The sequence below is a fragment of the Bauldia sp. genome, assembly GCF_965232525.1.
GTDB lineage: Bacteria > Pseudomonadota > Alphaproteobacteria > Rhizobiales > Kaistiaceae > Bauldia.
Genome location: NZ_OZ246980.1, coordinates 2,064,239 through 2,088,003, shown reverse-complemented (window position 1 = coordinate 2,088,003; position 23,765 = coordinate 2,064,239). Strand labels below are relative to the sequence as shown.

At 64.7% G+C, this 23,765-nt stretch carries 23 protein-coding genes and 1 tRNA gene; 14 read left to right on the top strand and 10 right to left on the bottom strand.

All coding sequences use genetic code 11. The features are described 5' to 3' along the window. The 3 genes from ACO076_RS09915 to ACO076_RS09905 are packed head-to-tail and all read left to right on the top strand — an operon-like array spanning window position 1 to window position 5,821. Complete coding sequence (locus ACO076_RS09915; protein ID WP_421726552.1) at window positions 1-927, top strand: DUF58 domain-containing protein; 927 nt, start codon at window positions 1-3, stop codon at window positions 925-927. Beyond that, a complete protein-coding gene (locus ACO076_RS09910) occupies window positions 924-3,728 on the top strand; it encodes a DUF4159 domain-containing protein (protein WP_421726551.1) in 2,805 nt (934 codons plus the stop codon). Before ACO076_RS09915 ends, ACO076_RS09910 begins: the two co-directional genes overlap by 4 nt. Then, entirely contained in the window at window positions 3,725-5,821 is a 2,097-nt protein-coding gene (locus ACO076_RS09905) for a hypothetical protein (protein WP_421726550.1), read from the top strand. The genes ACO076_RS09910 and ACO076_RS09905 overlap by 4 nt, the downstream gene beginning before the upstream one ends. On the opposite strand, the gene ACO076_RS09900 is transcribed toward ACO076_RS09905, so the two are convergent. After that, window positions 5,818-6,342 (bottom strand): GNAT family N-acetyltransferase, encoded by a 525-nt coding sequence (locus ACO076_RS09900; RefSeq protein ID WP_421726549.1) that lies wholly within the window; start codon window positions 6,340-6,342, stop codon window positions 5,818-5,820. The genes ACO076_RS09905 and ACO076_RS09900 overlap by 4 nt on opposite strands. Before the next feature lie 212 nt (window positions 6,343-6,554). Next, window positions 6,555-7,022 (bottom strand): NUDIX domain-containing protein, encoded by a 468-nt coding sequence (locus ACO076_RS09895; RefSeq protein WP_421726548.1) that lies wholly within the window; start codon window positions 7,020-7,022, stop codon window positions 6,555-6,557. A gap of 192 nt (window positions 7,023-7,214) precedes the next feature. Here ACO076_RS09895 and ACO076_RS09890 point away from each other — a divergent pair, with 192 nt between their 5' ends. Further along, complete coding sequence (locus ACO076_RS09890) at window positions 7,215-8,129, top strand: metallophosphoesterase family protein (RefSeq protein ID WP_421726547.1); 915 nt, start codon at window positions 7,215-7,217, stop codon at window positions 8,127-8,129. Here the strand turns inward: ACO076_RS09890 and ACO076_RS09885 are convergent. Next, window positions 8,122-8,751 (bottom strand): hypothetical protein, encoded by a 630-nt coding sequence (locus ACO076_RS09885; protein WP_421726546.1) that lies wholly within the window; start codon window positions 8,749-8,751, stop codon window positions 8,122-8,124. The two genes, ACO076_RS09890 and ACO076_RS09885, sit on opposite strands and share 8 nt — an antisense overlap. A 108-nt stretch (window positions 8,752-8,859) precedes the next feature. On the opposite strand from ACO076_RS09885, the gene ACO076_RS09880 reads away from it, so the two are divergent. Next, entirely contained in the window at window positions 8,860-9,336 is a 477-nt protein-coding gene (locus ACO076_RS09880; protein ID WP_421726545.1) for a YbaK/EbsC family protein, read from the top strand. A gap of 12 nt (window positions 9,337-9,348) precedes the next feature. Here ACO076_RS09880 and ACO076_RS09875 read toward each other — a convergent pair whose 3' ends face one another. Beyond that, window positions 9,349-10,266, bottom strand: a complete 918-nt coding sequence (locus ACO076_RS09875) for a sugar kinase (protein WP_421726544.1) — start codon at window positions 10,264-10,266, stop codon at window positions 9,349-9,351. 142 nt (window positions 10,267-10,408) lie between these two features. On the opposite strand from ACO076_RS09875, the gene ACO076_RS09870 reads away from it, so the two are divergent. Further along, window positions 10,409-11,200: a TIGR01458 family HAD-type hydrolase gene (locus ACO076_RS09870; RefSeq protein ID WP_421726543.1), complete on the top strand. Its 792-nt coding sequence runs from the start codon at window positions 10,409-10,411 to the stop codon at window positions 11,198-11,200. On the opposite strand, the gene ACO076_RS09865 is transcribed toward ACO076_RS09870, so the two are convergent. Together ACO076_RS09865 and ACO076_RS09860 are read right to left on the bottom strand one after the other, a co-directional pair. Beyond that, the gene (locus ACO076_RS09865) at window positions 11,197-11,862 is read right to left on the bottom strand and encodes a class I SAM-dependent methyltransferase (protein WP_421726542.1); all 666 of its coding nucleotides are present in this window, start codon (window positions 11,860-11,862) and stop codon (window positions 11,197-11,199) included. The two genes, ACO076_RS09870 and ACO076_RS09865, sit on opposite strands and share 4 nt — an antisense overlap. A 41-nt stretch (window positions 11,863-11,903) precedes the next feature. Next, on the bottom strand, window positions 11,904-12,311 hold the full coding sequence (locus tag ACO076_RS09860) for a hypothetical protein (RefSeq protein ID WP_421726541.1): 408 nt from the start codon (window positions 12,309-12,311) through the stop codon (window positions 11,904-11,906). 187 nt (window positions 12,312-12,498) lie between these two features. Here ACO076_RS09860 and ACO076_RS09855 point away from each other — a divergent pair, with 187 nt between their 5' ends. The 7 genes from ACO076_RS09855 (at window position 12,499) to ACO076_RS09825 (ending at window position 18,982) form a co-directional block, all read left to right on the top strand. Beyond that, window positions 12,499-13,386 carry a sulfite oxidase heme-binding subunit YedZ gene (locus tag ACO076_RS09855; RefSeq protein WP_421726540.1) on the top strand — a complete coding sequence of 296 codons (888 nt, stop codon included), beginning with the start codon at window positions 12,499-12,501 and terminating at the stop codon, window positions 13,384-13,386. Between the two features lie 124 nt (window positions 13,387-13,510). Continuing rightward, window positions 13,511-13,777, top strand: a complete 267-nt coding sequence (locus ACO076_RS09850; RefSeq protein WP_421726539.1) for a glycine zipper domain-containing protein — start codon at window positions 13,511-13,513, stop codon at window positions 13,775-13,777. Window positions 13,778-13,895: 118 nt separating this feature from the next. Next, complete coding sequence (locus tag ACO076_RS09845; protein ID WP_421726538.1) at window positions 13,896-14,894, top strand: aldo/keto reductase; 999 nt, start codon at window positions 13,896-13,898, stop codon at window positions 14,892-14,894. A gap of 80 nt (window positions 14,895-14,974) precedes the next feature. Next, entirely contained in the window at window positions 14,975-15,865 is an 891-nt protein-coding gene (locus ACO076_RS09840) for a BadF/BadG/BcrA/BcrD ATPase family protein (protein WP_421726537.1), read from the top strand. Between the two features lie 47 nt (window positions 15,866-15,912). Continuing rightward, entirely contained in the window at window positions 15,913-16,965 is a 1,053-nt protein-coding gene (locus ACO076_RS09835) for an SIS domain-containing protein (protein ID WP_421726536.1), read from the top strand. Beyond that, entirely contained in the window at window positions 16,965-18,146 is a 1,182-nt protein-coding gene (gene nagA / locus ACO076_RS09830) for an N-acetylglucosamine-6-phosphate deacetylase (protein WP_421726535.1), read from the top strand. The genes ACO076_RS09835 and nagA overlap by 1 nt, the downstream gene beginning before the upstream one ends. 80 nt (window positions 18,147-18,226) lie before the next feature. After that, window positions 18,227-18,982, top strand: a complete 756-nt coding sequence (locus ACO076_RS09825) for a copper homeostasis protein CutC (protein WP_421726534.1) — start codon at window positions 18,227-18,229, stop codon at window positions 18,980-18,982. Window positions 18,983-18,991: 9 nt separating this feature from the next. On the opposite strand, the gene ACO076_RS09820 is transcribed toward ACO076_RS09825, so the two are convergent. Genes ACO076_RS09820 through glmM form a run of 3 tightly spaced genes read right to left on the bottom strand, consistent with a single transcriptional unit; the run spans window position 18,992 to window position 22,137 of the window. Continuing rightward, window positions 18,992-19,879, bottom strand: coding sequence for a sulfotransferase domain-containing protein (locus tag ACO076_RS09820; protein WP_421726533.1), 888 nt, complete (start codon window positions 19,877-19,879; stop codon window positions 18,992-18,994). 19 nt (window positions 19,880-19,898) lie between these two features. Continuing rightward, window positions 19,899-20,768 carry a sulfotransferase domain-containing protein gene (locus ACO076_RS09815; RefSeq protein WP_421726532.1) on the bottom strand — a complete coding sequence of 290 codons (870 nt, stop codon included), beginning with the start codon at window positions 20,766-20,768 and terminating at the stop codon, window positions 19,899-19,901. Between the two features lie 22 nt (window positions 20,769-20,790). Further along, a complete protein-coding gene (gene glmM / locus ACO076_RS09810; RefSeq protein ID WP_421726531.1) occupies window positions 20,791-22,137 on the bottom strand; it encodes a phosphoglucosamine mutase in 1,347 nt (448 codons plus the stop codon). Between the two features lie 275 nt (window positions 22,138-22,412). On the opposite strand from glmM, the gene ACO076_RS09805 reads away from it, so the two are divergent. Next, a tRNA-Met gene (locus ACO076_RS09805) sits at window positions 22,413-22,489 on the top strand. A 141-nt stretch (window positions 22,490-22,630) separates the two neighbouring features. Here ACO076_RS09805 and ACO076_RS09800 read toward each other — a convergent pair. Then, a complete protein-coding gene (locus tag ACO076_RS09800) occupies window positions 22,631-23,608 on the bottom strand; it encodes a hypothetical protein (RefSeq protein ID WP_421726530.1) in 978 nt (325 codons plus the stop codon). Window positions 23,609-23,765: the final 157 nt, after the last annotated feature.

Genomic DNA, 23,765 nt, shown 5'->3' with positions numbered 1-23,765 from the left:
ATGGCCAACCCGCGATCCGAGGGGCGGAGTACCGGGTCAATGCACGGCACCCTCGCCGACGCGAAGGGCGTGGCCGCTGGGCTGCCCGATCTCCTTGTCGAGGCCCGGCGCGTGGCGGCAACCGTGATCGCCGGCTGGCACGGCCGACGGGTCGCCGGTCGCGGAGAGACATTCTGGCAATTCCGGCCGTTCCTGCCTGGCGAAACGGCATCGAGCGTCGACTGGCGCCGGTCTGCCCGCGACGATCACTACTACGTCCGTGAGCGGGAATGGGAAGCCGCCCATATGGTGTGGCTATGGGGAGACCTGTCACCGTCTATGGCATTTCGTTCCCGGCTCTCGACCGTGTCCAAGCGCGACCGGATGCTGGTGCTGATCCTCGCCGTAGCCGAGATGCTGGCGTTGGCCGGCGAACGCGTCGGGCTGATCGGCGAGAGCGATCCGATCCTTTCGCGAAACGCCGCCGAACGCGTGGCCGAGTTCCTCGCCCACGCCGAATCGAAGCCGCCGGACTTGCGGCCGCTTCGTCGCTTCACGGACATTGTGCTGATCGGCGATTTCCTCGATCCGATGGAAGAAACCGAGACGCGCCTCGATGAGATCGTGCGCAGCGGCGCTCGGGCCCACCTGGTTCAGGTGGTCGATCCGATCGAGGAGACGTTCTCTTACGCCGGTCGCACCGAATTCATCGATCCCGAAAGCGGCGCGCGCCATGTGGTGAGCCGGGCCGAGTCCTATCGTGACGACTATCGCGACCGGTTGGCGGCGCTACGCGACCGACTGTCGGCGATCTGCCGCCGGCTTGACTGGAGCTTCCTCATTCACCGGACGGATCGGCCGGCCACCGAGCCGCTGCTAGCCCTGCACGCGCGCCTTACCGACCGGCAGTCGCCATCGCTCTCGCTACCGATGGGTCAGGCAGCATGAGCGGTCTGCCCTTCGCCTTCGCCTATCCGCCCATTCTGCTGGCGCTGCTGGTGCTGCCGCTGATCTGGTTTCTGCTGCGAGTGACGCCGCCCAAACCGAAGACGGAAACGTTTCCGCCAACCCGGCTGCTACTCGAGATCACGCCCAAGGAGGAGCAGCCGGCCCAGACCCCGTGGTGGCTGATCCTGTTGCGCTGCCTGATCGCCGCGGCGCTGATCGTCGCGCTCGCCGGACCGATCTACAAGCCGAGCGCGGACCGCGCCGCGGGTTCCGGTCCGTTGCTGGTCGTGGTCGACAACGGTTGGGCATCGGCACCGAGGTGGAGCCGAACCGTCGACACCGCGCGCCAGGTCATTCGCGACGCTGAAGAAGATGCACGGCCGATCACCGTGATCGGTACCGCCGACGGCACCGGCCAGGAGTTGGCACCTGGCGACGCAGCGGAGGCACTGCGCCGGCTCGACGCCATGGCGCCGCGCCCCTATGCCGCCGATTATGCCGCGCTGACCACCGCGATCGACGTCGCCCGCGGCGAAACCCCGTTCGGCGGAGTCGCCTGGCTGTCGGACGGCCTCGGTGGCAACGCGAACGCGGCATTCGCTGGATTCCTGAGCAATGCGGTGGACGGCGACATTCTGGTCTACGCCGATCCCGATCGCGACATCGTCGGTCTGGTGCCACCGACCGGCGGCGCCAGTGCATTGACCGTGCCGGTGGTCAGACAAAGCAGCGGCCCGACGACGGCTGGCTTCGTCCGGGCGACGGACATCCGCGGCCGTTCGATCGGGGATTTTCCGTTTACGATCGCTGGCGACGCCACAAGTGGAAACGCCGAAATCGACCTGCCGGTCGAACTCCGCAACGACATCGCCCGGCTCGAGATCGTTGGAAACGAGACCGCCGGGGCGGTTCAGTTGTTGGACGAACGGTGGCGCCGCCGTCGCGTTGGCCTCTTGTCGGGCGCCGCAGCCGACACCGCGCAACCGCTGTTGTCGCCGCTCTACTACATCGGCCGCGCCGTCGAGCCGTTTGCTGACATTTACGAGCCGCGCGACGCCAACGCCGCGGTCGCCGTTCCGGAACTGATCGACAGCGGCGTGTCCATCATCGCCATGGCCGACATCGGCACACTGCCTCCAGAGGTCGAAGATGAGGTCAGCCGGTGGATCGCCGAAGGTGGAACACTGGTCCGGTTTGCTGGGCCACGCTTGGCGACTGCGACCGACTCGCTGGTCCCGGTTCGGTTGCGCCAGGGCGATCGCGTGCTCGGCGGATCGCTCACCTGGCAGGAGGAACAGCCGTTGGCGCGATTCGCCCAAACAGGTCCTTTTGCCGGTCTCGACATCCCCGCGGATGTGCTGGTCAAGCGTCAGGTTCTCGCCGAGCCCGACGGAACCCTCGCCCAGCGCACTTGGGCAGCACTTGACGACGGCACGCCACTCGTCACAGCAGCGCCGTTCGGTGACGGATGGCTCGTCCTCTTCCATGTGACGGCCGACACGAGTTGGTCGAACCTGCCGTTGTCGGGAACGTTCGTCGACATGCTTCGTCAGGTTGTGGCGTTCTCGTCGGCCGCCCGAGCCGAGCGCACGCCGGAGAGCCAGAACGATGTCGCCACGGTGCCGCCATTTCGGCTGCTCGACGGCTACGGTCGGTTCGTCACGCCTGGACCGGACGCCCAGCCGATCCCAGCTACCGGTGCCGAACCGGTCCCTGGGCCCAACCATCCGCCCGGCCTCTATGGTACCGAGGAGGGGTTCCGGTCGCTCAACCTGTTGTCGGAGACCACGGCCCTCACACCGCTCGACCTGTCGATAATTCCCGACGCAACAGTGATCCCCTATCCCGATGAAACACCGCTCGATTTGCGGCCCTGGCTGTTGGCACTGGCGTTGGCGCTGTTCCTGGCCGACGCGCTCGCCGTGCTGTGGCTGAACCGAGCCTTGACCTTCCGCCGACCGCAGGCGGCAGCGACCATCTTGGCGATCGCGATCGCCGTTGGGCTAGCGTATCAGCCAACGCCCGTGTCGGCCGATGACGAGGCGGATCAGTTCGCTGTAGATGCCGTTAGCCAGACGCGGCTCGCCTATGTCGAAACCGGCAATGACGAGATCGATACCGTCAGCGCCGCCGGCCTCAGAGGCCTGACCCGCATCCTAGCGGAACGGACCGCGCTTGAGCCGGGTGACCCCATGGGAATCGATCCGGCGCGCGACGAGCTTGCCTTCTATCCGCTGCTTTACTGGCCGATCGACGCTGACGGTCCATTGCCCGACTCCGCGACCATGGCGCGAGTCGAAGCCTATATGCGGCAGGGCGGATCGGTGCTGTTCGACACCCGCGACCAGCTCGAAAGGTCAACCAGCTTCGGCAGTTTCAGCGGAACGCCGGCGGTCGAGCGGCTCCGCGAGATGCTGGCAAGCCTCGACATCCCGCCGCTCGAACCGGTACCGGGCGACCACGTGCTGACCAAGGCGTTCTACCTACTCACCGAATTTCCCGGGCGATATGCCGGTGGACCGCTGTGGGTCGAGGCGATGGCGGATGAGACCGCCCGCACCGACCGGCCGGCGCAGGCCGGCGACGGCGTGTCGAGCATTCTGATCACCGAGAACGACTTCGCCGCTGCGTGGGCGATGAGCGATGATGGTGAACTCCTCTACACCACCGTCCCCGCCGACCCGATCCAACGTGAAATGGCGTTCCGCACAGGGGTCAACATCGTCATGTACACCCTGACCGGCAACTACAAGGCCGATCAGGTTCACGTCCCCGCCCTGCTTGAACGGCTTGGCCAATGAACTGGTCCTTGTCGCTCGAACCGTTGCTACCTACCTGGCTGATCGCCGGCGCCGGTATCCTTGTCATCGTCGTGATTGTCTTCGGCATCTGGCAACGGATGCGCGGCGCTTGGCTGCGAGCGGCTGCCGCCGTGGTGCTGTTCGCCGCCCTCCTCAATCCCGTCGCGTTGCGGGAGGATCGCGAACCGCTTCCGACCGTGGTAGCGATGGTCGTCGATCAGAGCGCCAGCCAGAGCCTCGACGACCGTGACGCGACCACATCGGCAATGCGCGAGGCGTTGGAGGCGAGGCTCAGCGGGTTCGACAGCATCGAACTCAGAACTGTCGTCGCTGGCCAGGACGGCGGCGGCACGGTCGACGGGACGCTGCTGTTCGAACCGCTCGCCACCAATCTCATCGATGTGCCGCCCGAGCGGTTTGGCGGGGTTATCGTCCTGTCGGACGGCCAGGTCCATGATGCCCCGGCCGATGCCGATGGGCTCGGCGGAGGCGCGCCGGTTCACGTCCTGATCTCCGGCCGCGACAACGAGGTCGATCGTCGGCTGGTGATCGACGCTGCGCCACGATTCGGAATCGTCGGCGAACCGCAGACCATCCGGTTCCGGGTTGTCGACGACGGCGATACGCCGACTGGAGCCGCGGTCCGGGTCACGGTCAGCCGCGACGGCAATCCGCTCTCCAGCGAAGTGGTGACCGCCGGCCAGGCAGAATCCTTATCCGTGGAAATAACCCACGGCGGCCCCAACATCCTCGAGTTCGAGGCGGAGCCGCTCGACGGCGAACTCACGAACATCAACAACCGCGCCGTCGCCACCATCGAAGGGATCCGCGAGAATCTCCGCGTGCTCCTGGTTTCGGGTGAGCCCCACTCCGGCGAGCGCACCTGGCGGAACCTCCTCAAGTCCGACGCGTCGGTCGATCTCGTCCACTTCACCATCCTTCGTCCGCCAGAGAAGCAGGACGGCACGCCGATCAATCAGCTATCGCTGATCGCGTTCCCGACCCGCGAGCTGTTTTCGGAGAAGATCGAAGAGTTCGACCTGATCATCTTCGACCGCTACCGGCACCGGGGCGTCCTGCCGATACTCTACTTCGACAACATCGCTCGCTACGTCCGCGACGGTGGCGCGGTCCTGATCGCCGCTGGTCCCGACTACGCCAATGAAGGCAGCCTCTACGACACGCCGCTGTCGCCGGTCTTGCCGGTGGCGCCGACCGGGACCATCACCGAGACGCCATTTCACGCCGAGGTCACCGAGACCGGTGACAAGCATCCTGTCACCCGTGGTCTCGAGGGGGCGTCGTTCGACCCGCCCCGCTGGGGACGCTGGTTCCGCGTCATCGATGTCGGCAGCCCCGGCGGCGACACGATCATGTCGGGCCCCGATGAGAAGCCGCTGTTGGTTCTCAACCGGGTCGACGAAGGGCGGGTCGCGCTCCTGCTATCCGATCACGCCTGGCTGTGGGCGCGCGGTTTCGAAGGCGGCGGCCCCCACGTCGATCTGCTCCGCCGTCTCGCTCACTGGCTGATGAAAGAGCCAGACCTTGAGGAAGAAGCGCTGCGCGCAGTGGCCAACAATGGCGAGTTGGTGGTGGAACGCCAGACAATGGCCGACGAGACGCCGCCGGCTACCGTCGTCACGCCGTCGGGCGCGTTGGAGACGCTGCCGCTCGAAGTTGCGGCACCGGGACTGTGGCGCGCCGTATTGCCGGGCGAGGAGATCGGGCTTTACCGGGTAGAGCAGGACGGGCGCCGTGCATTCGCCCATGTTGGCGCGGCCAACCCGAAAGAGTTCATCGACGCCCGGTCGACGACCGCCATCCTGTCGCCACTGGCCGAGGAAACCGGCGGTCGCGTGGCGCGCATGGCCGACAGCGACGGCAACCTCGACGTCCCCAGGATCGTCCCGATCAGCGGCGGCGCGACATTGTCGGGCGCCGATTGGATGGGAATCCGCATGACCGACGCGAGCGTCCTTAAGGGCATCGTCCGCGTCCCACTTTTCGGCGGTTATGCCGGTCCGGCCGCGTTCCTGGCGCTGCTGGTTCTGCTGCTGCTTCCCGGCCTGACCTGGTTCCGCGAAGGACGCTAGTCCGAAGAACCCTGCGGTTCGGGCGCGATACGGCGCGCCGGGCCGGACAGGCCCTCCAAGGCTCCGGGAACCAATTCGGCGGCAAGCACCCGATCGGGATCCACCGGCGACGGCAATATCACCGCGCGTCGCGGCAATGCCTGGAAGCCGAGCGGTGCGTAATAGGGCAGATCACCGACCAGAAGGATCACCCGATGGCCGGCTTCGCGTGCGGCTGCGACCGCCATCCGGACAAGGGCTCGCCCCGCTCCCTGTCCCTTGAAGGCCGGTTTGACGGCCAGCGGGCCCAGCAGCAGCACCGACCGTCCGCCGATCGTGATCGGCGTCAGCCGCACGGAGGCAACGAGTATCTGCTCGGATGTGGCGATGAAGGACAAAGCCGGATCGTGAGGGACGCCTTCCCGCAGCCGAAACGCAGCGCGGGCAAAACGTCCGGGACCGAAGGCCTCGGCGTGCAGGGCCTCGATATCCGTGTGATCGGCAAGGGTTTCGGCGCGATAGTCCAGTGTGTCGGCTTTCATGGCAGGCGGTCCGGTCGGAGGCGTGGTTCACCCGCCCGGCCACCTGTTACGCTTTCGTTTTTCTATTCGCGAACGGAGCCCGGTCGGGCGGCGATGGCTGGAATGGCACCAGCTGACATCGTTCGTCGTCGGAGACGCTTCATGGCCATGAGACGGTTGCCTCGTTTGGAGGCCGGCCCGATACCACTTCGAGCGGGTGCCGTAAAGCGCCCCTACCATTCGTCAGCCGGTCGCCCCCCGTTCATGATCTCTGACAAGCGGCGCCGGGTCCCGACGCTGGTACCCTCAGGCGGATCGTCCGGGGCGAAAAAGCCGCTGTCGGCGATCTCGGCGTTTCGCGGCGGCGGTTGGACCTGTGACCAGGACCGGCACAAGAACAAGGCGACGTGATCCCGCTGCAGGCCCTGCCGGTTGAGATAGAACCCGAAGAGTTCGGGCGGGCTGTCGAGGCGGATGCCACCTTCCTCGAGCACCTCGCGTTTCGCTGCCTCAGCGGCGGTTTCGCCCACCTCGACCGCCCCACCCGGCAGGTACCAGCCGGCCACATAGCCGTGCCTCACCAGGAGGATACGTCCATCGGCATCAAAGACCGCGGCCCGCGCGCCGAGGGTCATTCCACGACGGAAGCGCGAGAAGAACAAATATGGCCGGATCAACAGACTGCGTGTGAGCGTGGCCACTCCAGCGGGACTCCTTCTGCTCACGATCGTGTCGGCTACGCGGCCAACAGTCCGACTGGCGTCACCAGGGCACGATCCCTATAACCGTCTCGCCCGAACCAGGTTCGGGTATTGGAGCATTTTCGATCAGATGATGTTTCCCAAACCTTGACGCTGAGATCGACGCGGCCACGGGTTTAGCCGGACTTGTCCATGACAGCCTTCACGCTTGCCCACCTCTCCGATCCGCATCTCGGCCCCCTGCCCGCGGTTCGCTGGCGCGAACTCGTATCCAAGCGAATCCTCGGCTACGTCAACTGGCATCGGCGCCGTGTTGGATCTCTTGGTCGGAGAAATCTCGACGCGCTGGTCGCCGACATCAAGGCCGAGCCGCCCAACCATATCGCGGTGAGTGGCGACCTCATCAACCTCGGACTCAAGGCCGAGAGCGATGCCGCCCGCCGCTGGCTCGACCGTCTTGGCGATCCGGAAGACGTTACCGTCGTTCCCGGCAATCATGATGCGTATATCCCTGGCGCGGCCCGTATGGTCGGGCACGGGTGGCAACCCTTCATGCGCGGCGATAACCAGCCGGCGGGACCGACCAGATTTCCCTTCGTCCGGCGCCGAGGCCCAGTGGCGATCATCGGCGTATCCACGGCGGTGGCGACGGCGCCATTCATGGCCACCGGCCGCATCCGGCCATCCCAATCGACCCGTTTGGCCCATTTGCTCGCCGAACTTGGTGAAGAAGATCGGTTCCGGGTTGTCGTCCTCCATCATCCGCCAGCGATCGGTTCAACAAAGTGGCACCGCCGGCTGATCGGCGCCGGTGTTTTCCGCCAGGCGATCAAAAAGTCCGGTGCGGAACTCATCCTCCACGGGCACAACCATCGGACCGCGGTCGACAATGTCGCCGGACCGACAGGTCCCGTCCCGGTCGTCGGCGCGACCTCGGCGTCGCTTCATCCCCGCGACGGGCTACCCGGCGGAAGCTATCTCCGGTTTCGTATCGCGTCGACCAGGGACGGCTTCATCTGCGATATGACCGAACACGCCCGGCGCCAAGACGATGGGCCGGTCGAGGTCCTGTCAGAGCGCCGGCTTATCGGCCGTGGCGCTAGCTGAAGGGAACCCGCAACCAAGCGTAGGCGAACAGCCCGGCGACACCGATTAGGACGCCGAGCAGGAACGCCGCCGCGATCCATCCATGGCTGCGACGGTCGGGAGTCTGGGCTGTCGGGGACGTTGGTGTCGGACTCTCCAAGGAACGGACGCGCGCCTCGCGACGCGGGAGCGTTGTCGGCTCCCTGCCACGTTGAACGACCCAGTCCGCCTCGATCGCTCGCTCCCGCTCGACAATCCGTTCGGCGATGTAGTCCGTGACACAGTCGGCCATGGCGTCGACATCGGCGGTCTCGAGGATGATCGTCCGGCCAAGCCGGGTGTCCTTCAGGAACCGGTATGTCCGCCTGTCTCGACCCATCACCACGAAACCGGTCATATCCACCCACAGCCGAGCCGGGACGCCCGCGGCTAGGCTCACCATGAGCGAGTCGTTGCCTTCCGGGATTTCGGCCAACACCCCCCTCAATGCGTCGACCAGCATCTCCAGCCGGGCGCGTTCGGCATCCCGGAGTTCCACCACCACATCGGAACGTTCGGCCTCGGCCGTGCGGACGCGACGAATGGCCGATTCAAGGCTCCGTACGTTGCCGGTCCGACCTGTGCTATCGCTGGTGTTATCCATGACTCGTCCGTTGTGGCGCGATCGATACTGGTTACCGTTGTGTTAGCAAAATCGGTCAGGTTTGACACCTTTGCGGCCCGGGCTACACACGAGAAAGGAGGCGTCGGCATGGGACAATCGTCAAACGCGGTTAACCGCGTTACCGCCGCTGCGAAGGGCCTGGGCCTTGATGTAACGCCGCGTCTGATGCCAGAGAGCACACGGACAGCCGAAGAAGCGGCCGTCGCTTGCAGATGCACTGTAGGACAGATCGTCAAGTCTCTGATTTTCAAGGAAAAAGACAGCGACAAGCCGCTTCTGTTCCTGGTTTCGGGAGCAAACCGGGTCCACGAGAAAAGAACGGCCCGAACGATTGGCATGGCACTCGTCCGGCCCGACGCGGCTTTCGTTCGCTCCGCGACCGGCTTTGCCATTGGCGGCATCCCGCCCTTCGGGCACGCACAAGCTATCGTGACATACGTCGACCGGGACCTGCTGCAGTACCAGACGGTCTGGGCCGCGGCGGGAACGCCTTACGCCGTGTTCTCGGTATCGCCTGAGCGGCTCGTCGCTGTACTCAACGCCCCGACGATACCGGTCACCTGAAGCGTCTCGGGTTCAGGCGCGATCCTTGAGCGCAGCTTCGACCGCCGCGCGCCGCGGCATTGGCTCGACCGCACCATAGGCCTCAGTCGATAGCGCCGCTGCCATATTGGCGTAGCGACCCGCGTCGAAGGGATCGCCGGTGCGCAGATACTCGGCGAGGAAGGCCCCGTCGAACATGTCGCCCGCACCTGTCGCGTCGACATGGCGGACGGCAATCGGCGCCATCCGCTCGCGGCGTTCCTTGGTGGCAACGACGGCCCCGTCTTCACCCAGGGTCAGCGCGACGATGCGCGCGCCCATCGACAGGTAGAAGTCGACAATGGCGTCCGGATCGGTGAGGCCGGTCAGGTGACGCGCATCGTCAAGCCCCGGCCGCACGATGTCCGCCAGGGCGACCGCCGCATGGATGATCGCCCGCGCCCGATCAAGCGGCCAGAGCCGCAAACGCAGATTGGTGTCGTAGGAAACGGTCACCCCCGCCGCCCGCGCCATCCGCATTGCCGCGAAGACCGCATCGGCGGCGCTTGACGAAATCGCCTGGCTGATCCCTGACGCATGGACCACGCGCGCCGACTTGATCATGTCGCCGGGGATGTCTTCCGGTGTCATCCGGCTGGCAGCCGACCCGGCCCGCATGTACGAAAACACATGACCGGTATCGTCGTGTGAGATGAAGTAAAGGCCGGTATGGGCGACCGGGCTACGCTTCACCGCGCTGGTGTCGACGCCCTCGTCCTGCCAGAGCCGCAGAAAGGCGTCGCCGAACTGGTCGGCGCCGACCGCGGTGACATAGCCGACGCTGGCGCCCTGGCGTGCCGCGGCGATCGCGCAGTTCGACGTGTCACCGCCATATCCCCGGCGGTAGATGGACTCCCCATGGGGCTGGTTGAGTTCGAAAAGTGGTTCCCCGATAGCAATGATGTCTGGCATGGTCCCCGTCGCGGCTTGGACTGATCCCAGCCTCATCGCATATTCGGGCGCGCGCGGGAAACCTCCGACCTTCGGTAACCGGCGCTTCACAGCCGCGACGAGCACCGGTTATCCTCGCCGGACATTTCAAACGGCGACGATCATGATACGTGGCGTTCTTCTCGACCTCGCGGGTGTCCTCTATCTCGGCAACGCGGTGCTGCCCGGTGCAGTGGAAGCTATCCGCCGGCTGCGTGACAGCGGGTTGCCGGTGCGGTTTGTCACCAACACCACCCGAACCGCAAAAGCAGGCGTCGTCGAGCGCTTGCACGGCATGGGTTTCACGATCAGCGCGAGTGAGTTGTTCACGCCCGCGGAGGCGGCCCGGACTTGGCTTCTGGCGCGCGATGCGACGCCGCATCTATTGGTTCATCCCAACCTGGTTGGGGACTTCGCCGGTCTTGAGGGCGGATCGCGCTCTGCCGTCGTTGTCGGCGATGCCGGACACGCGTTCACCTATGAGACCCTGAACACTGCCTTTCGCGCCCTCATGGACGGGGCTGCGTTTCTGGCGTTGGCCAAGAACCGCTACTTCATGGACAGCGACGACGCGCTGAGCCTCGATGCGGGCGCGTTTGTTGAGGCCTTGGAGTATGCCAGCGGACAACCCGCGATCGTTCTGGGAAAGCCCGCGCCGGACTTCTATGCGGCAGCGGTCGTCGCACTCGGTTGCGATGCTGCCGATGTGGTGATGGTCGGCGATGACGTGGAGGCCGATGTATCCGGAGCGCTGAAGACAGGGATCGGCAAGGCGTTGCTGGTGCGGACCGGCAAGTACCGGCCCGGCGCCGAGGCTGATGCCGACCCGTCACCGACCGCCATTGTCGACGATATCGGTGCAGCGGCCGACTGGATTCTGGCCGAGCGAGGCCAGGTGGATTCGAAGCCTCGCTAGCGAACCCGGCGCGCCAGGGTCATCCCGTCCCCGACCGGCAGCAGCACCGCATCCACCCTGTCGTCCTTGGCAATCTTGGCGTTCACCCCTCGAATCGCGTCGACCGCCCCGCCGGACTTGCCTGGATCGGCAACATCGCCCTCCTGCAGCATATTGTCGAAGGTAATGAGCGCGCCGACCGGAACCAGCCGCAGGCAGGCCTCGTAGTAGTCGTCGTACTCGCTCTTCAGGGCGTCGATGAAAACCAGGTCGAAGTGGTCGCGAAGGCCCTCGCCCTCCATTGCCGCAAGGGTCTCCAAGGCCGGTGCGAGCCGCAGGTCGATCCGGTCGACGACACCCGCCTCTTCCCAGTGTTCCCGACCGATGTCCGTCCATTCCTTGCTGACGTCGCAGGCGACGATCCGGCCACCGGGCGGCAGCGCCAGGGCCATCGCCAGCGCGCTGTAGCCGGTGAAGGTTCCGATCTCGAGGACGTTCTTCGCACCGGTCATCCGGACCAGGAAAGCGAGGAACGCGCCCTGTGCTGGTCCGATCTGCATGATCGCCAGCGGCAACGGCGCGGTGCGCTTACGTAGCTTGGTCAGGACCGGATGCTCCGGTCGATGAGCCGCGACGATGTAGTCATCAAGGCGTTCGTCGAGGCCGATGGATCCGCGTGCCATGGTTCAACCTTCTCGTTTGCGGGACCGGCCTATAGCACACGTCACCCTGACCCGGAGCTTTCTGCCTTCCGCTCCCGGCGCGCAAGCTCTCTCAGCCAGAGGGCGGCCATCACCAATGCGATCGTGACAAGCTGGAACGCGACGCGATAGTCAAACGCGACATCCTCGAACGACTGCCTCTGGGTGGGCTCCACTACGAAATAGAGGGCGAGCTGAGTGATTGCGGCAACGAAGAACGCGACGAACCCAATCGGCAGCGCCAAGACGAAGCCGTACACGACGACCAGATTCACGACGAGGTAGAAGACGTCGAGGATCTGCCACGGCAGCGGGGCGGATGCCCAATCGAACCCGCTCATGCCGGTGATGTTCAGGACTCGGACAAAAGTGAAATACGCGTAGGCTAACGCGATCAGCCACAGAATGATCCGATACGACCAGTATGCCATGCACACCCTTAACGCATTGGATGGACGCCGTTTTCAAGGAAACCGCCCGCTCTCGCGGTGTTCACGATGACTCCGACCGATCACCGCATTTTTCTTACGAACAAGTGACGTGACCGTGAGGCCCCTTAGCGCCTATCTATAGGATCGAGCCATCCGCAGCGACCGAACCAGAGCTGCAAGGGATACCATGAGCAAGACCAAAGCCATCGCCGAGAAACTGCCGTGGACCGACCGGGCGGGCCGGTTCTCGCCGTTGAAGGCGACGACGCTGATTCTCGTCAGCCTGCCGGCGCTGTGGCTGCTCTACCGCACTGTTTTTCTAGGCCTTGGCGCGCGGCCCATCACCGAAGCGATTCACCGGGTCGGCGACTGGACCGTTTATCTTCTGCTCATCACATTGGCCGTTACGCCGGCTCGGCGGCTCTTCGATATGCCCAAGCTGATTCACGTCCGCCGCATCCTTGGGCTGTCGGCGTTTTTCTATATCGCCCTGCATTTCGTGTTCTACGTGATCGATTCGAAGTTCGATGTCCTCTTCATCGGCTCCGAAATTGTTCTCCGCGTCTATCTGCTGATCGGTTTTGCCGCGATGATCGGTATCCTGCTTCTCGCCGTCACCTCGACCGACGGGTGGATCAAGCGGTTGGGCGCAATGAAATGGAACCGCCTGCACAAGGCGATCTACGTGATTACCGCGCTCGGCATCCTGCACTACTACATGCAGTCGAAGGTCGACGTGAGCTCACCCGTGCTGATGACCGGTTTCTTCTACTGGCTGATGGGGTATCGGATGATGGCCAAGCGCGGCTACAAGGAGGGCCTTGTCCCCCTCGTCGTGCTTTCGGTCTCCGCCGCGCTTCTTACCGCCCTGACCGAGGCCGCCTGGTACGGGATCGCCTCCGGCGCGCCGGCCGATCGGGTCCTGCTCGCGAACCTCGATTTCTCGTTCTCAATCCGCCCGGCCTGGTGGGTGCTGTTCACCGGTCTCGGCGTGACCGCGGTCGCCGAACTTCGCAAGCGGCTGAGGATCGGCGGCTCGCCCCGCGGGGCCACCCCGGCCGGTCGCACTGCCTGAACACGACATTCGGGCCCAACGCCCGGGTTCGCAGCCGTCCGATTTTCCGCTATGAGTACCGTCGGGTCGGCTATCATGACCAATAGCCATCCAAACGGTCATCGCAGGCGGCGGGGAACGAACAATGCGACGAGCAGCAACGGCGGCACTCGTGTGCATGATTGGCGCGGCAGCGGTTTCTGGTTGCATGGCAACGCGGGCGGAACGCCTGGCCGTGGTCGGTGGAGCAACCGGCGCAACGGTTGGCGCCGTGGCCAGCAAATCCGTCGGCGGCGCGGTGATCGGCGGCACGGCCGGTGCGGTCGCGGGCTACGCGATTGGCAAGAACACCTACCGATGCTGGCGCACCAACATTTTCGGCAAACGCTATCGCGGCTGGTGTATCGGCTGAGCGCTGCGGCGCCCTCACGCCGGGCGCGGTTGACGTCCTTTCGCTATTCGACTCCCCAAGTGCCGATCGCTCGTATATCAACGGGCGGTCGTTTTGACGCGCGTGACAGGGGATCAGCATGGAATTCGAAAAGCGGCGAGTCGGTCGGACCGATCTGGAACTCACCACATTGGGCCTGGGAGGCGCAACACTCGCCGGAAACCTGGCGCACCTCACCGACGCCGATTCGAAAATCCTGATCCTCCAAGCCTATGATGCCGGCATCCGCTACTTCGATACGGCGCCGTTTTACGGTTACGGTCGCTCCGAGCGACTGATGGGCGACGAGTTGCGCGGCCTTGATGACTGGATTTTGTCAAGCAAAGTCGGGCGCCGCCTTCGCCCCGTTAAGGAAGCGCAAGACGTCAACGATGCGTGGCGCCGCCCGCTACCGTTCGAGCCCTATTTTGATTACAGCTATGATGGCGTCATGCGGTCTTACGAGGACAGCCTTCAGCGCCTGGGTTTGAACCGCATCGACATCCTCTACATTCACGATCCGGACACCTTCACCCACGGCGTTGATGTCCAACCCGAGATGCATGCCAGGGCAATGGACGGCGCGCGGCGGGCACTCGAAGAGCTGCGTCGGACCGGCGAGGTGAAGGCCATCGGCCTTGGGGTCAACGAGGCGAAGCCGATCGCCGACGCACTCGAGCATGCACAATGGGACTGTTTCCTGCTCGCCGGGCGCTACACGCTGCTCGAGCAGGACCCGCTCGACACCCTGCTCCCGGCCGTCGAAGCTCATGGTGCGTCGATCGTCATCGGCGGGCCATTCAACTCTGGCGTTCTCGTCGGTCGCGAAACCTGGAACTATGTGGACGCGCCCCCGGAAATAATGACCCGCGTGAAAGAACTGGCGCGGGTCTGCGATGCTCACAACGTGCCACTGGCAGCGGCGGCGCTGAAGTTCCCGCTGGCCCACCCGGCGGTCGCGAGCACGATTCCCGGGCCGCGCTCGGCCGAGGAGTTGGAACAGATCCTCGAATGGTGGCAGCTCGAAATCCCCGGATCGTTGTGGAGCGATCTGAAGAACGAGAAGCTGATCCCGGAGAACGCGCCGGTCCCCGTTTAGCGAACACGAGCGCAGCCGGTCAGTCGGCTTGGCTTTGCGCCGGCCGGGCAGTATCTGTGTCGGAAACTCGCACGAGACACATGAGAGAACCGTTGTTCATGGGTGTCGACGGCGGCGCGACCCGCACCCGCGCGCGGTTGCACGACGCCGACGGAAAGAAGCTGGGCGAAGGCTCGGCCGGTGCCGGCAACGCCCGCCTCAAGCACGACGCCATCGCCGAGGTTCTTCAGGCCTGTCGAGCGGCGGCGATTGACGCCGGTTTGGAGGAAGCCGATCTCGGCCGTGTTCATGCCGGCCTCGGCCTCGCCGGCACCCAACAGGCATGGGACCGCGACTTCGTGCTTTCGCAACCGCTGCCGTTCGCCTCCGTGGCGGTCGACACCGACGCCTACACGGCCCTGCTCGGCGCCCACAACGGCCGCGATGGTGCGATTCTGATCGTCGGCACCGGCTTCGCCGGACTGGCGTTCGTCAACGGCGAGCGCATCAACGTCAGCGGCTGGGGCGCGGACATCGCCGACGAGGGCAGCGGCATGATGATCGGGCGCAACGCCATCCGCCGCTCCTTGTGGGCGCTGGAGGGCATGGCGCCGATGACGCCGCTGGCGGAAGCGGTACTCGACCGTTTCGATCACCACCCGCCAAACGCGGTGGAGTGGGCGGGCACGGCGACCCCTGGCGACTTTGGCAGCTTCGCACCGCTCGTCTTCGAACATGCGGACAAACGCGATGCCCTAGCCATGCCCATCGTCGAGGACGCTGCGCGCGACGTGTCGCGCGCTATCGCGCGCTTGCTCGAGGTCGGAGCGCCTTCGGTAGCGATGATCGGAGGCGTTTTCCCGCGCATTCTTCCCTGGTTGCCGCCGCCCTATCGAGCTGTTTGCGTCAAGCCGGAACGCGACCCGGTGGACGGTGCGATTCTGATGATCAAGCAGGCCCTCGAAGCTAAGGCCGGCGACCGGTCCGCTTGAACCAGCCACGGCCGTGTCGTTTCACCGTTGAGATAATGTGAGGTCCGATGAGCAGCGAAACTGATGCCGAGCCGTCGACGACCCTGATGCTTCGCGAAACCGCCGAAGCCCCGGCGGTGGTCGCTCGGCTGATCGAAGCGAACGAAAAGACCTGCGCCGACCTCGCAGACCGGCTGAAGGCGAACCCGCCGCGCTTTGCCGTCACGTGCGCGCGGGGCTCCTCCGACAGCGCCGCGGCGTACGCCAAGTACCTGCTGGAACTCCACCTCGACACCGTGGTCGCCTCGGTCGGGCCATCGGTGACTTCAATCTACGGCAAGCAACCAAGAATGGCAGGGGCATTGTTTATCGCGGTGTCCCAGTCCGGTCGGAGTCCCGACTTGCTGACACTTGCCGAGGCCGCCCGTGCCGAACAGGCCATCACCGTTGCGGTGGTCAACGACACGGAGTCACCCCTCGCCGATTTGTGCGAAGTTGTGCTTCCGCTCCATGCCGGGCCGGAGCGAAGCGTCGCGGCGACCAAGACCTACGTCGCCTCGCTGGCCGCCCTCTTACAGCTTGCTGCCCACTGGAGCGGCGATACAGCCCTGATGAGCGCGGTTCACCGGCTCGCCGACGACCTGAACGATGCGCTGGCCTGCGACTGGCGCGAGCCGCTGCCGCTTCTTGCCGACGTCGACAGCCTGTACGTGGCCGGGCGCGCGCCCGGCTTTGCCGTTGCCCAGGAGGCCGCGCTCAAGATGAAAGAGACCTGCGGTCTCCATGCCGAGGCGATGAGCGCGGCTGAGATGCAGCACGGTCCGCTGGCGCTGGCCGGCCCTCGCTTCCCGGTCATCATGTTCAGCCAGCGGGACGAGGCCTTGCCCTCGCTGACAGACATAGGGCGGCAGTTGGTCGATCGGGACGTCCCCGTCTTGACCGCCGGCCCGGCCGAGATACCGGGCGCGATATCTCTCCCGGCGGTGACCGCGATCCATCCATTTGCCCAGCCATTGGCCCTGATACAGAGTTTCTATCCGCTCGCGGAAGTCCTTTCTCGCACACGCGGCCGCGACCCGGATCGGCCTCCGAACCTCAAGAAAGTGACGGAGACGCTGTGATGGCGACGGAGGCTGAAGCAGCAGCCAGGACAGCTCTCGTTGGCGCTCGCGTCTTCGATGGAAACCGGATCCGCAATGGCACATCCGTGCTGATCGACGGCGACCGCATCGCCGCAGTCGTGTCAGATGGGGACGTACCGTCCGACTATCAGCGCCAAGACGTCAGCGGACTGATTGCACCGGGATTCGTCGACATACAGGTCAACGGCGGCGGCGGCGTGATGTTCAACGATCACCGAACCATCGAGGGAATCGCTGCGATCGGCACGGCGCATAGGCCCTACGGGACGACCGGCTTTCTGCCGACGCTGATCACCGATACCCCTGACGTCATGGCCGAGGCTATTGCTGCGGTTCAGGACGCTCTCGCGCGTGGCGTTCCCGGCCTGCTCGGCGTCCACATCGAGGGCCCGTTCCTCAACCCGGTCCGGAAGGGGGCCCATCGCGAAGACTATATCCGTCCGATCACCGAAGACGATATCGTCGCGATCGCGGCCGACTCACGCGGCGCCACCATGCTGACGCTGGCGCCTGAGATGGTCCCTGTCGATGCGGTCCGCCGTCTTGCCGATGCTGGCGTGCTTCTCGCCGCCGGCCATACCAAGGCGACCTACGATGAAATCCAGGCGGCGCGCCGTGCCGGTCTGACCGCGTTCACCCATCTCTTCAATGCCATGCCGCCGCTCACCGGGCGTGAGCCCGGCCCCGTCGGCGCTGCGCTTGATGACCCACAAGCGTGGTGCAGCGTGATCGTCGACCTCCATCACGTTTCCGCCCCAAGCCTAAGAGTGGCCATTGCAGCGCGGGGCTGGGACAGAACGATCCTGGTCACCGATGCCATGGCGTCGGTCGGATCGCCGGACGATGCGTTCGATCTTCACGGCCGAACGATCAGCCGGTCCGGCGGCCGGCTGACAATGGCCGACGGCACCCTGGCGGGCTCCGACCTCGACATGGCGACCGCCGTGCGCAACTGTGTCGAGGAGCTTCGATTACCGCTCGAAGCTGCGCTACACATGGCGTCGCAGGCGCCGGCGGAGTTCCTCGGGCTCGGGAATGAACTCGGCCAGGTGACGCCAGGCTTCCGGGCCAGTCTTGTGCTTCTCAACGACGCGCTCCAGGTTCGTGAGACTTGGATTAGTGGGCGCAGCAGTGCGCAGATCGACGCGGTAAACGCTTAACCTCAACGCAACTGCCGCCGACCTCGGCGTCCGGCCTTGCCAACCGACCCTCCATTCCGACCAAAAAGGATCGAAACACGTTGACCGGGTTAACCTACGAAATCTGCGTCGACTCCATCCGTGGAATCGTCGCCGCGCGGGATGCCGGCGCGCAACGCGTCGAGCTGTGCGCCAGCCTTATCGAGGGTGGCACCACGCCCAGCCTCGGCACTGTTCTCGTTGCCCGTGAAATCCGTGACATCGGACTCCATATGATCATCCGGCCGCGGGGCGGTGATTTCTGCTATGCGCCGGAGGAACTGGTCGCGATGGAAACCGACATCGCGACGGCGAAGTCCGCCGGCGTGGATGGCTTCGTGTTTGGCGTCCTCGATCCGAATGGCGCCATCAACGTCGCGGCCAACCGGCGCCTGATCGAACGCGCGCGCCCGGCCGCCGTCACATTCCACCGCGCCTTCGACATGACTCCCGACCCGTTCGCCGCCTTGGAAACGCTGATCGAACTCGGCGTCGATCGTGTCCTGACGTCTGGTCAGGAACCGGGTGCGCTTGAAGGCGCAGAGACACTCGCACGGCTAGTCGAAGCCGCCGGGGATCGGATCGTCGTAATGCCGGGCGGCGGGATCACGGCGAAGACCGTTCATCGGGTTGTCGCCGAGACCAGGGCCCGCGAGATCCATTTCGCCGCGATGGCACCGGTCGAAAGCGCTATGCGGTTTCGCCGCGCCGATGTGTACATGGGGGGAGAACTCCGCCCAGCGGAATACGACCGGATGGAGACTTCGACGCAGGCCGTTGCGACGGTCATCGCCGCCGCTGAAAAAGTCGGCCGCTAAGCGGCCGGGTTACGCCGCTGCATCCTGCTGGTCGGGAAGATAACCGAAGCGTCGCATCGTCGCGCCGTGGGCAGAAACGACGCGGTCGACTTGTTGGTCGGACAGCACGTCGCGCCACTGGCCGGGCCGCCCGACCCGGAAGAAGGGATTGACGGCGCTTTCTGAACGCTCGGCAAAACCATCTGCCGCTTCCTTGCTTTGCAGGTTGTCGAATCGTGTCAGCGCGATCGCCTTGTCGAGCTGCTCCGGTGTCGCCTGCATCAGAAGATGCCGGGCGATCGCGGCGAAGCTTTCCGCCGGCTTGTCATGCAGATCTTCATAGCGAACGACGAGGATCACAGGATGGGATTGATCGGTCCAGCTACGAACATGCTCCGACCATGAGCCGGTGATGACGTGGACATTTTTCCGGTCGGTCGCAACGCCGAACCCCGGCGTCGCCATGTCCTCAATCACCCGATCGATGTCGACATCGCGGAAGCGGGCGAACGAGATCGCCACGTCGAGCGGATTGCGAAGAATGTACACCGCGCCGGCGCTCACTCCCATGTTGATCAGCGGGTGACCATGATCGACAGCGTTGGCGTTGTGGGTCTTGATGAACACCGGACGCCGCAGCCGAGCGACGATGTCTGCCTGCACGCGGGGGCGAACCGCCGCAATCTCCGCCTGCGATGCCCGGAACGCCGGCTTGCCGAGCAGGGGCTGGTACAGCTCGGCGGCGCTCTCGGCGGCCGAAAATGCCTCGATCGCGTTGATGTCGAGGTCCCCGTAGTCGGGATCTCGCAGGACATTGACCAACGCATGGATGAACGCTCGAGTCCAGGTATTGCCGGACCGTGGATACGAGGCGAGCCATATCAGGCCGCGCGGCTTGTTCTTGTTGAGAATGATCATGATCGGTTTTGCCGCACTGTCAGTTCGGCAGATAGCCGAAGCGGCTCATCTGCTCGCCATGGTCGGAAACGATCCGATCAATCTGTTCGGGTGAGAGAACATCGCGCCACTGGCCGGCCTTGCCCGCCCGGAAGAACTGACCGCTATATGACGGCCGCTCGATGAAGCCGGTCGCTGCTTCCTGGGCCTGGAGACGATCGAACGACGACAGGGCCAGCGCTTCCTCGACCTGTTCGGGCGTCACATCCAGGCGCAGGTGACGAACGATCGCGTCGAACTGGTTACGGGTATCGGCCAGCAAGTCCTCGTAGCGCACGACATGAACGACTGGCGGAGAGTTCGTGGTCCAGCTTCCGACATTCTCCGTCCAAGATCCCCAGATTTCCTGCGCTCGTATCTCCACCGTTGGCGAGGCGTTGAGCGACGCTCCCATCGATCGGATCGCTGAATCCAGGGAGACACCTAGATAGGACTGGAGCGATACCGCGACATCCAGTGGATTGCGAACGATGTAGATCGCGCCGGACGAGACCGCGCGGTTGATCAGAGGCTGGTCGAACACCCGGCCGAGGAAGGAGTGAGTTTTGACGAAGATGACCCGGTCTTCCTCATCGACCATCGCCTGCTGCACTTTTGGACGCGCGAAGGCGATATCGACCGGATCGGATTCGAGGATCGGCTTTTCCATGAAGCGCTCGAACAGATCGACTCGGCCGAACGCGACCGTGCTGGTCCGCGACAGGGAATCGAGATCGTAATCCTCCAGCGGGCGCCCATCCGCCATCCGGAACAGATGGTGGAGAAACACGCGGATCCAAGTGTTGCCGGATTTGGGATACGACGCGATCCAGACGATTCCCCGCGGCTTGGCGGGATCGAAGGTTATCATGGGCGATCGATTTCCGTTTCGCTCAGGCGGCGGCCCGCGCGATCGCCGCGGCGAGGTCGTCGACGACCGCCGAAATCGCCTTGGCGTCGTCACCCTCGGCCATGACCCGGATCACCGGCTCGGTGCCCGACGCGCGTACCAATACTCGGCCGCTCTCGCCGAGACTGTCGTTCAGGTCGCTGATCCGCTTGCGCACCTCAGCATCGTCGAGCGGGCGCCCGCCGGTAATCCGTACGTTTTTCAGAATCTGCGGCAAGGGCTCGAACAGATGGCAAACCTCGCTCACAGAACGGCCCTCTTCACGCACGACCGCCAGCAACTGTAGCGCCGCTACGAGGCCGTCGCCGGTTGTGGTGTAGTCGGAGAGGATGATGTGGCCCGACTGTTCGCCACCAAGGTTGTAACCATCGCGACGCATGGCCTCGGCCACATGGCGATCGCCAACTGCCGTGCGCACCAGTCCCACGCCGATGCCGGCGAGGTAGCGCTCGAGACCAAGGTTGGACATTACCGTAACGACAATTCCGGGCTGGGTCAGCCGGCCGTTGCGCGACCAGGATGTGGCGATCGCCGCCATCATCTGGTCACCGTCGACCAGGTGACCGCGTTCGTCGACGACGACCACACGATCGGCATCACCGTCGAGGGCGATGCCGATATCGGCGCGCACCTCACGCACCTTCGCGGCCAGCGCTTCGGGCGCCGTCGAGCCGACCTCGCGGTTAATGTTGAAACCGTCGGGGTCGACACCAAGCGAAACGACCTCCGCACCGAGTTCCCAAAGCGCCAACGGCGCGACCTTGTAGCCGGCACCGTTTGCGCCGTCGATCACCACCCGCAGCCCGTCCAGAGACAGGGTCCGCGGCAGCGTCCGCTTGGCGTACTCCACGTAGCGGTCGGTAACGCTTTCGATCCGCTGCGCCCGCCCTAAGGCCCGCGGTGCGGCCAAGCGGTCGCCAAGGTCCGCATCGATCAGTGATTCAATACGCGCTTCCGTCTCGTCAGACAGCTTGGCGCCATCCGGGCCGAACAACTTGATGCCGTTATCGTCAAACGGATTGTGCGAGGCGGAGATCATCACCCCGAGATCGCAGCGCATCGAGCGGGTCAGCATGGCGATGCCCGGCGTCGGCACGGGGCCGGTCAGAAGTACGTCGACGCCAACGGAGAGGAATCCGGCCGTCAGGGCGTACTCGATCATGTAACTCGACAGGCGCGTATCCTTGCCGATCACCACGCGGTGCCGGTGATCGCCATTGCGGAAGACGACGCCGGCGGCCATCCCCACTTTCATGGCAACATCCGGCGTGATCGGCGGCTGGTTGGCGCGGCCGCGAATCCCGTCGGTGCCGAAATATTTACCGGTCATATACTTCCCCGCAGGCCTCACGCGGCCCTGTTTAGCGCGATCGTCTGTCAAGTGCGTTGAAAAAAAGCAAACCGACGAAACATCACTTGAGCGGCAGAATTGGAACCGGTCCGGCGCACCATCGCAGGCTTTGAAACTTCCACATTCTCGCGGTACCGCCCGCCCGGTCTCGTCGTATGAGCTCCGCGCCCGGAATGTCCTGTGTGCCGCCACGCCTTTGCTTGACAGGGTTTCGGCCCCTTCCTTATATGCCATCCGCTCCCGGCGGGCAGCGTGGCGGAGTAGCTCAGTTGGTTAGAGCAGCGGAATCATAATCCGCGTGTCGGGGGTTCAAGTCCCTCCTCCGCTACCAAATTTCCCAACAATTTCAGCCAGTTGAAATGACAGATAGGCCTCTCGGTCGACGTCTGAGCGCAAACTGAGGCCGGCAGGGGGCGTTCGCCTTGCAACGCCGCGCGGCAACCCGCCGCCGATCGACGCAGACTTGCGGACCTCATTCCTGCACGACGGTGACGTTGCGCGCATCGATCCCGTCGGCGATGTCCGAATCGCGAATGGTCAGCGTCCCCGGACTGTCTCCGGATTTCGCCATCCGCAACCCGGTCTCATCGCCATCGTCGTTATTGGCGGTCCTGGTTCCTTCGACCACCACGTCGAGATTGCCGGCATCCTCCTCTTCCATGCGGACACCATTGCCGCCATTCATCGTGGCCACCACGTCGAGCACCCGTCCATCCACGTCGCCAGCGCCGGATTCCGACACGCGAATACCGTCATCCGTGTTGTCCTCCGCATCGACCTCGAAGAAGACGACGGCGGCCGTGCCGTCATCCAGTTCATCCAGGTCCACGCCCTCATCCAAGTTTCGCCGAGCCTCGCTGTCCACCATCGTCGTCTGCAGGTCCCCGGGGCCGGCCTCGTCGATGTCGAGGCCATCGTCGAAGTCGATTACAAACGCGTAGGATTCCACGCTGCCTGACGGGTAGAGCGCAACCTCCCGCTCAAAGCAGCGGTCATCCGGAGACCCGGTGATCTCGACAGGGATATCCGCCGGCGATGCAACACCGTCATCGAATTCGGCCTCGTCGTTCTCCGGCAGCAGCGGCGTCAGCAAATCGCCATCGCAATACCCACCGTTGTCGACGAAACTGCTGTTGACGATGGTGGCGACGACGTCGCCGGCCTGCCCCTCGTCCAGCTCGACCCCATCGGCGCCGACGTCCGAGAAAAGCGAGTCATAGGCGGTGAACTCAATATCGCCAGGGCCCCGCTCGTCGATCCGGATACCGTCGGCATCGAAGACGCCGTTGCCCACATCGCTAATCTCCACCTCGGCGAGGCGAACGAGAATCGAAGCCGCCGATCCCTCACCGCCACCGCCACTGCCGCCGCCGCACTCGTCGGCAAGGTCGCAATCCGAGACGTGCACGCCGTGATAGGCGACGCCGGACAGCGAAACGCCCTCGAGCACAAGCTCTACTACACCATCCTGGTCGTCGCGGACGTCGATGAAGATCCCCTTGCCGCCCTGGCCGGATGAATCGCCGCGACTTTCGATGTCGAAGTCGCCGGGGCCCTGGAAATCCAGGTCAACGACAGTGAGGTCGGCTCCTTCGCTGAGCGTTAGC

Bases quoted from the DNA above. Each gene is read 5' to 3' on its own strand.
- ACO076_RS09915 (WP_421726552.1), top strand. From the start codon at position 1: ATGGCCAACCCGCGATCCGAGGGGCGGAGTACCGGGTCAATGCACGGC.
- ACO076_RS09910 (WP_421726551.1), top strand. From the start codon at position 924: ATGAGCGGTCTGCCCTTCGCCTTCGCCTATCCGCCCATTCTGCTGGCG.
- ACO076_RS09905 (WP_421726550.1), top strand. From the start codon at position 3,725: ATGAACTGGTCCTTGTCGCTCGAACCGTTGCTACCTACCTGGCTGATC.
- ACO076_RS09900 (WP_421726549.1), bottom strand. From the start codon at position 6,342: ATGAAAGCCGACACACTGGACTATCGCGCCGAAACCCTTGCCGATCAC.
- ACO076_RS09890 (WP_421726547.1), top strand. From the start codon at position 7,215: ATGACAGCCTTCACGCTTGCCCACCTCTCCGATCCGCATCTCGGCCCC.
- ACO076_RS09885 (WP_421726546.1), bottom strand. From the start codon at position 8,751: ATGGATAACACCAGCGATAGCACAGGTCGGACCGGCAACGTACGGAGC.
- ACO076_RS09880 (WP_421726545.1), top strand. From the start codon at position 8,860: ATGGGACAATCGTCAAACGCGGTTAACCGCGTTACCGCCGCTGCGAAG.
- ACO076_RS09875 (WP_421726544.1), bottom strand. From the start codon at position 10,266: ATGCCAGACATCATTGCTATCGGGGAACCACTTTTCGAACTCAACCAG.
- ACO076_RS09870 (WP_421726543.1), top strand. From the start codon at position 10,409: ATGATACGTGGCGTTCTTCTCGACCTCGCGGGTGTCCTCTATCTCGGC.
- ACO076_RS09865 (WP_421726542.1), bottom strand. From the start codon at position 11,862: ATGGCACGCGGATCCATCGGCCTCGACGAACGCCTTGATGACTACATC.
- ACO076_RS09860 (WP_421726541.1), bottom strand. From the start codon at position 12,311: ATGGCATACTGGTCGTATCGGATCATTCTGTGGCTGATCGCGTTAGCC.
- ACO076_RS09855 (WP_421726540.1), top strand. From the start codon at position 12,499: ATGAGCAAGACCAAAGCCATCGCCGAGAAACTGCCGTGGACCGACCGG.
- ACO076_RS09850 (WP_421726539.1), top strand. From the start codon at position 13,511: ATGCGACGAGCAGCAACGGCGGCACTCGTGTGCATGATTGGCGCGGCA.
- ACO076_RS09845 (WP_421726538.1), top strand. From the start codon at position 13,896: ATGGAATTCGAAAAGCGGCGAGTCGGTCGGACCGATCTGGAACTCACC.
- ACO076_RS09840 (WP_421726537.1), top strand. From the start codon at position 14,975: ATGAGAGAACCGTTGTTCATGGGTGTCGACGGCGGCGCGACCCGCACC.
- ACO076_RS09835 (WP_421726536.1), top strand. From the start codon at position 15,913: ATGAGCAGCGAAACTGATGCCGAGCCGTCGACGACCCTGATGCTTCGC.
- nagA (WP_421726535.1), top strand. From the start codon at position 16,965: ATGGCGACGGAGGCTGAAGCAGCAGCCAGGACAGCTCTCGTTGGCGCT.
- ACO076_RS09820 (WP_421726533.1), bottom strand. From the start codon at position 19,879: ATGATCATTCTCAACAAGAACAAGCCGCGCGGCCTGATATGGCTCGCC.
- ACO076_RS09815 (WP_421726532.1), bottom strand. From the start codon at position 20,768: ATGATAACCTTCGATCCCGCCAAGCCGCGGGGAATCGTCTGGATCGCG.
- glmM (WP_421726531.1), bottom strand. From the start codon at position 22,137: ATGACCGGTAAATATTTCGGCACCGACGGGATTCGCGGCCGCGCCAAC.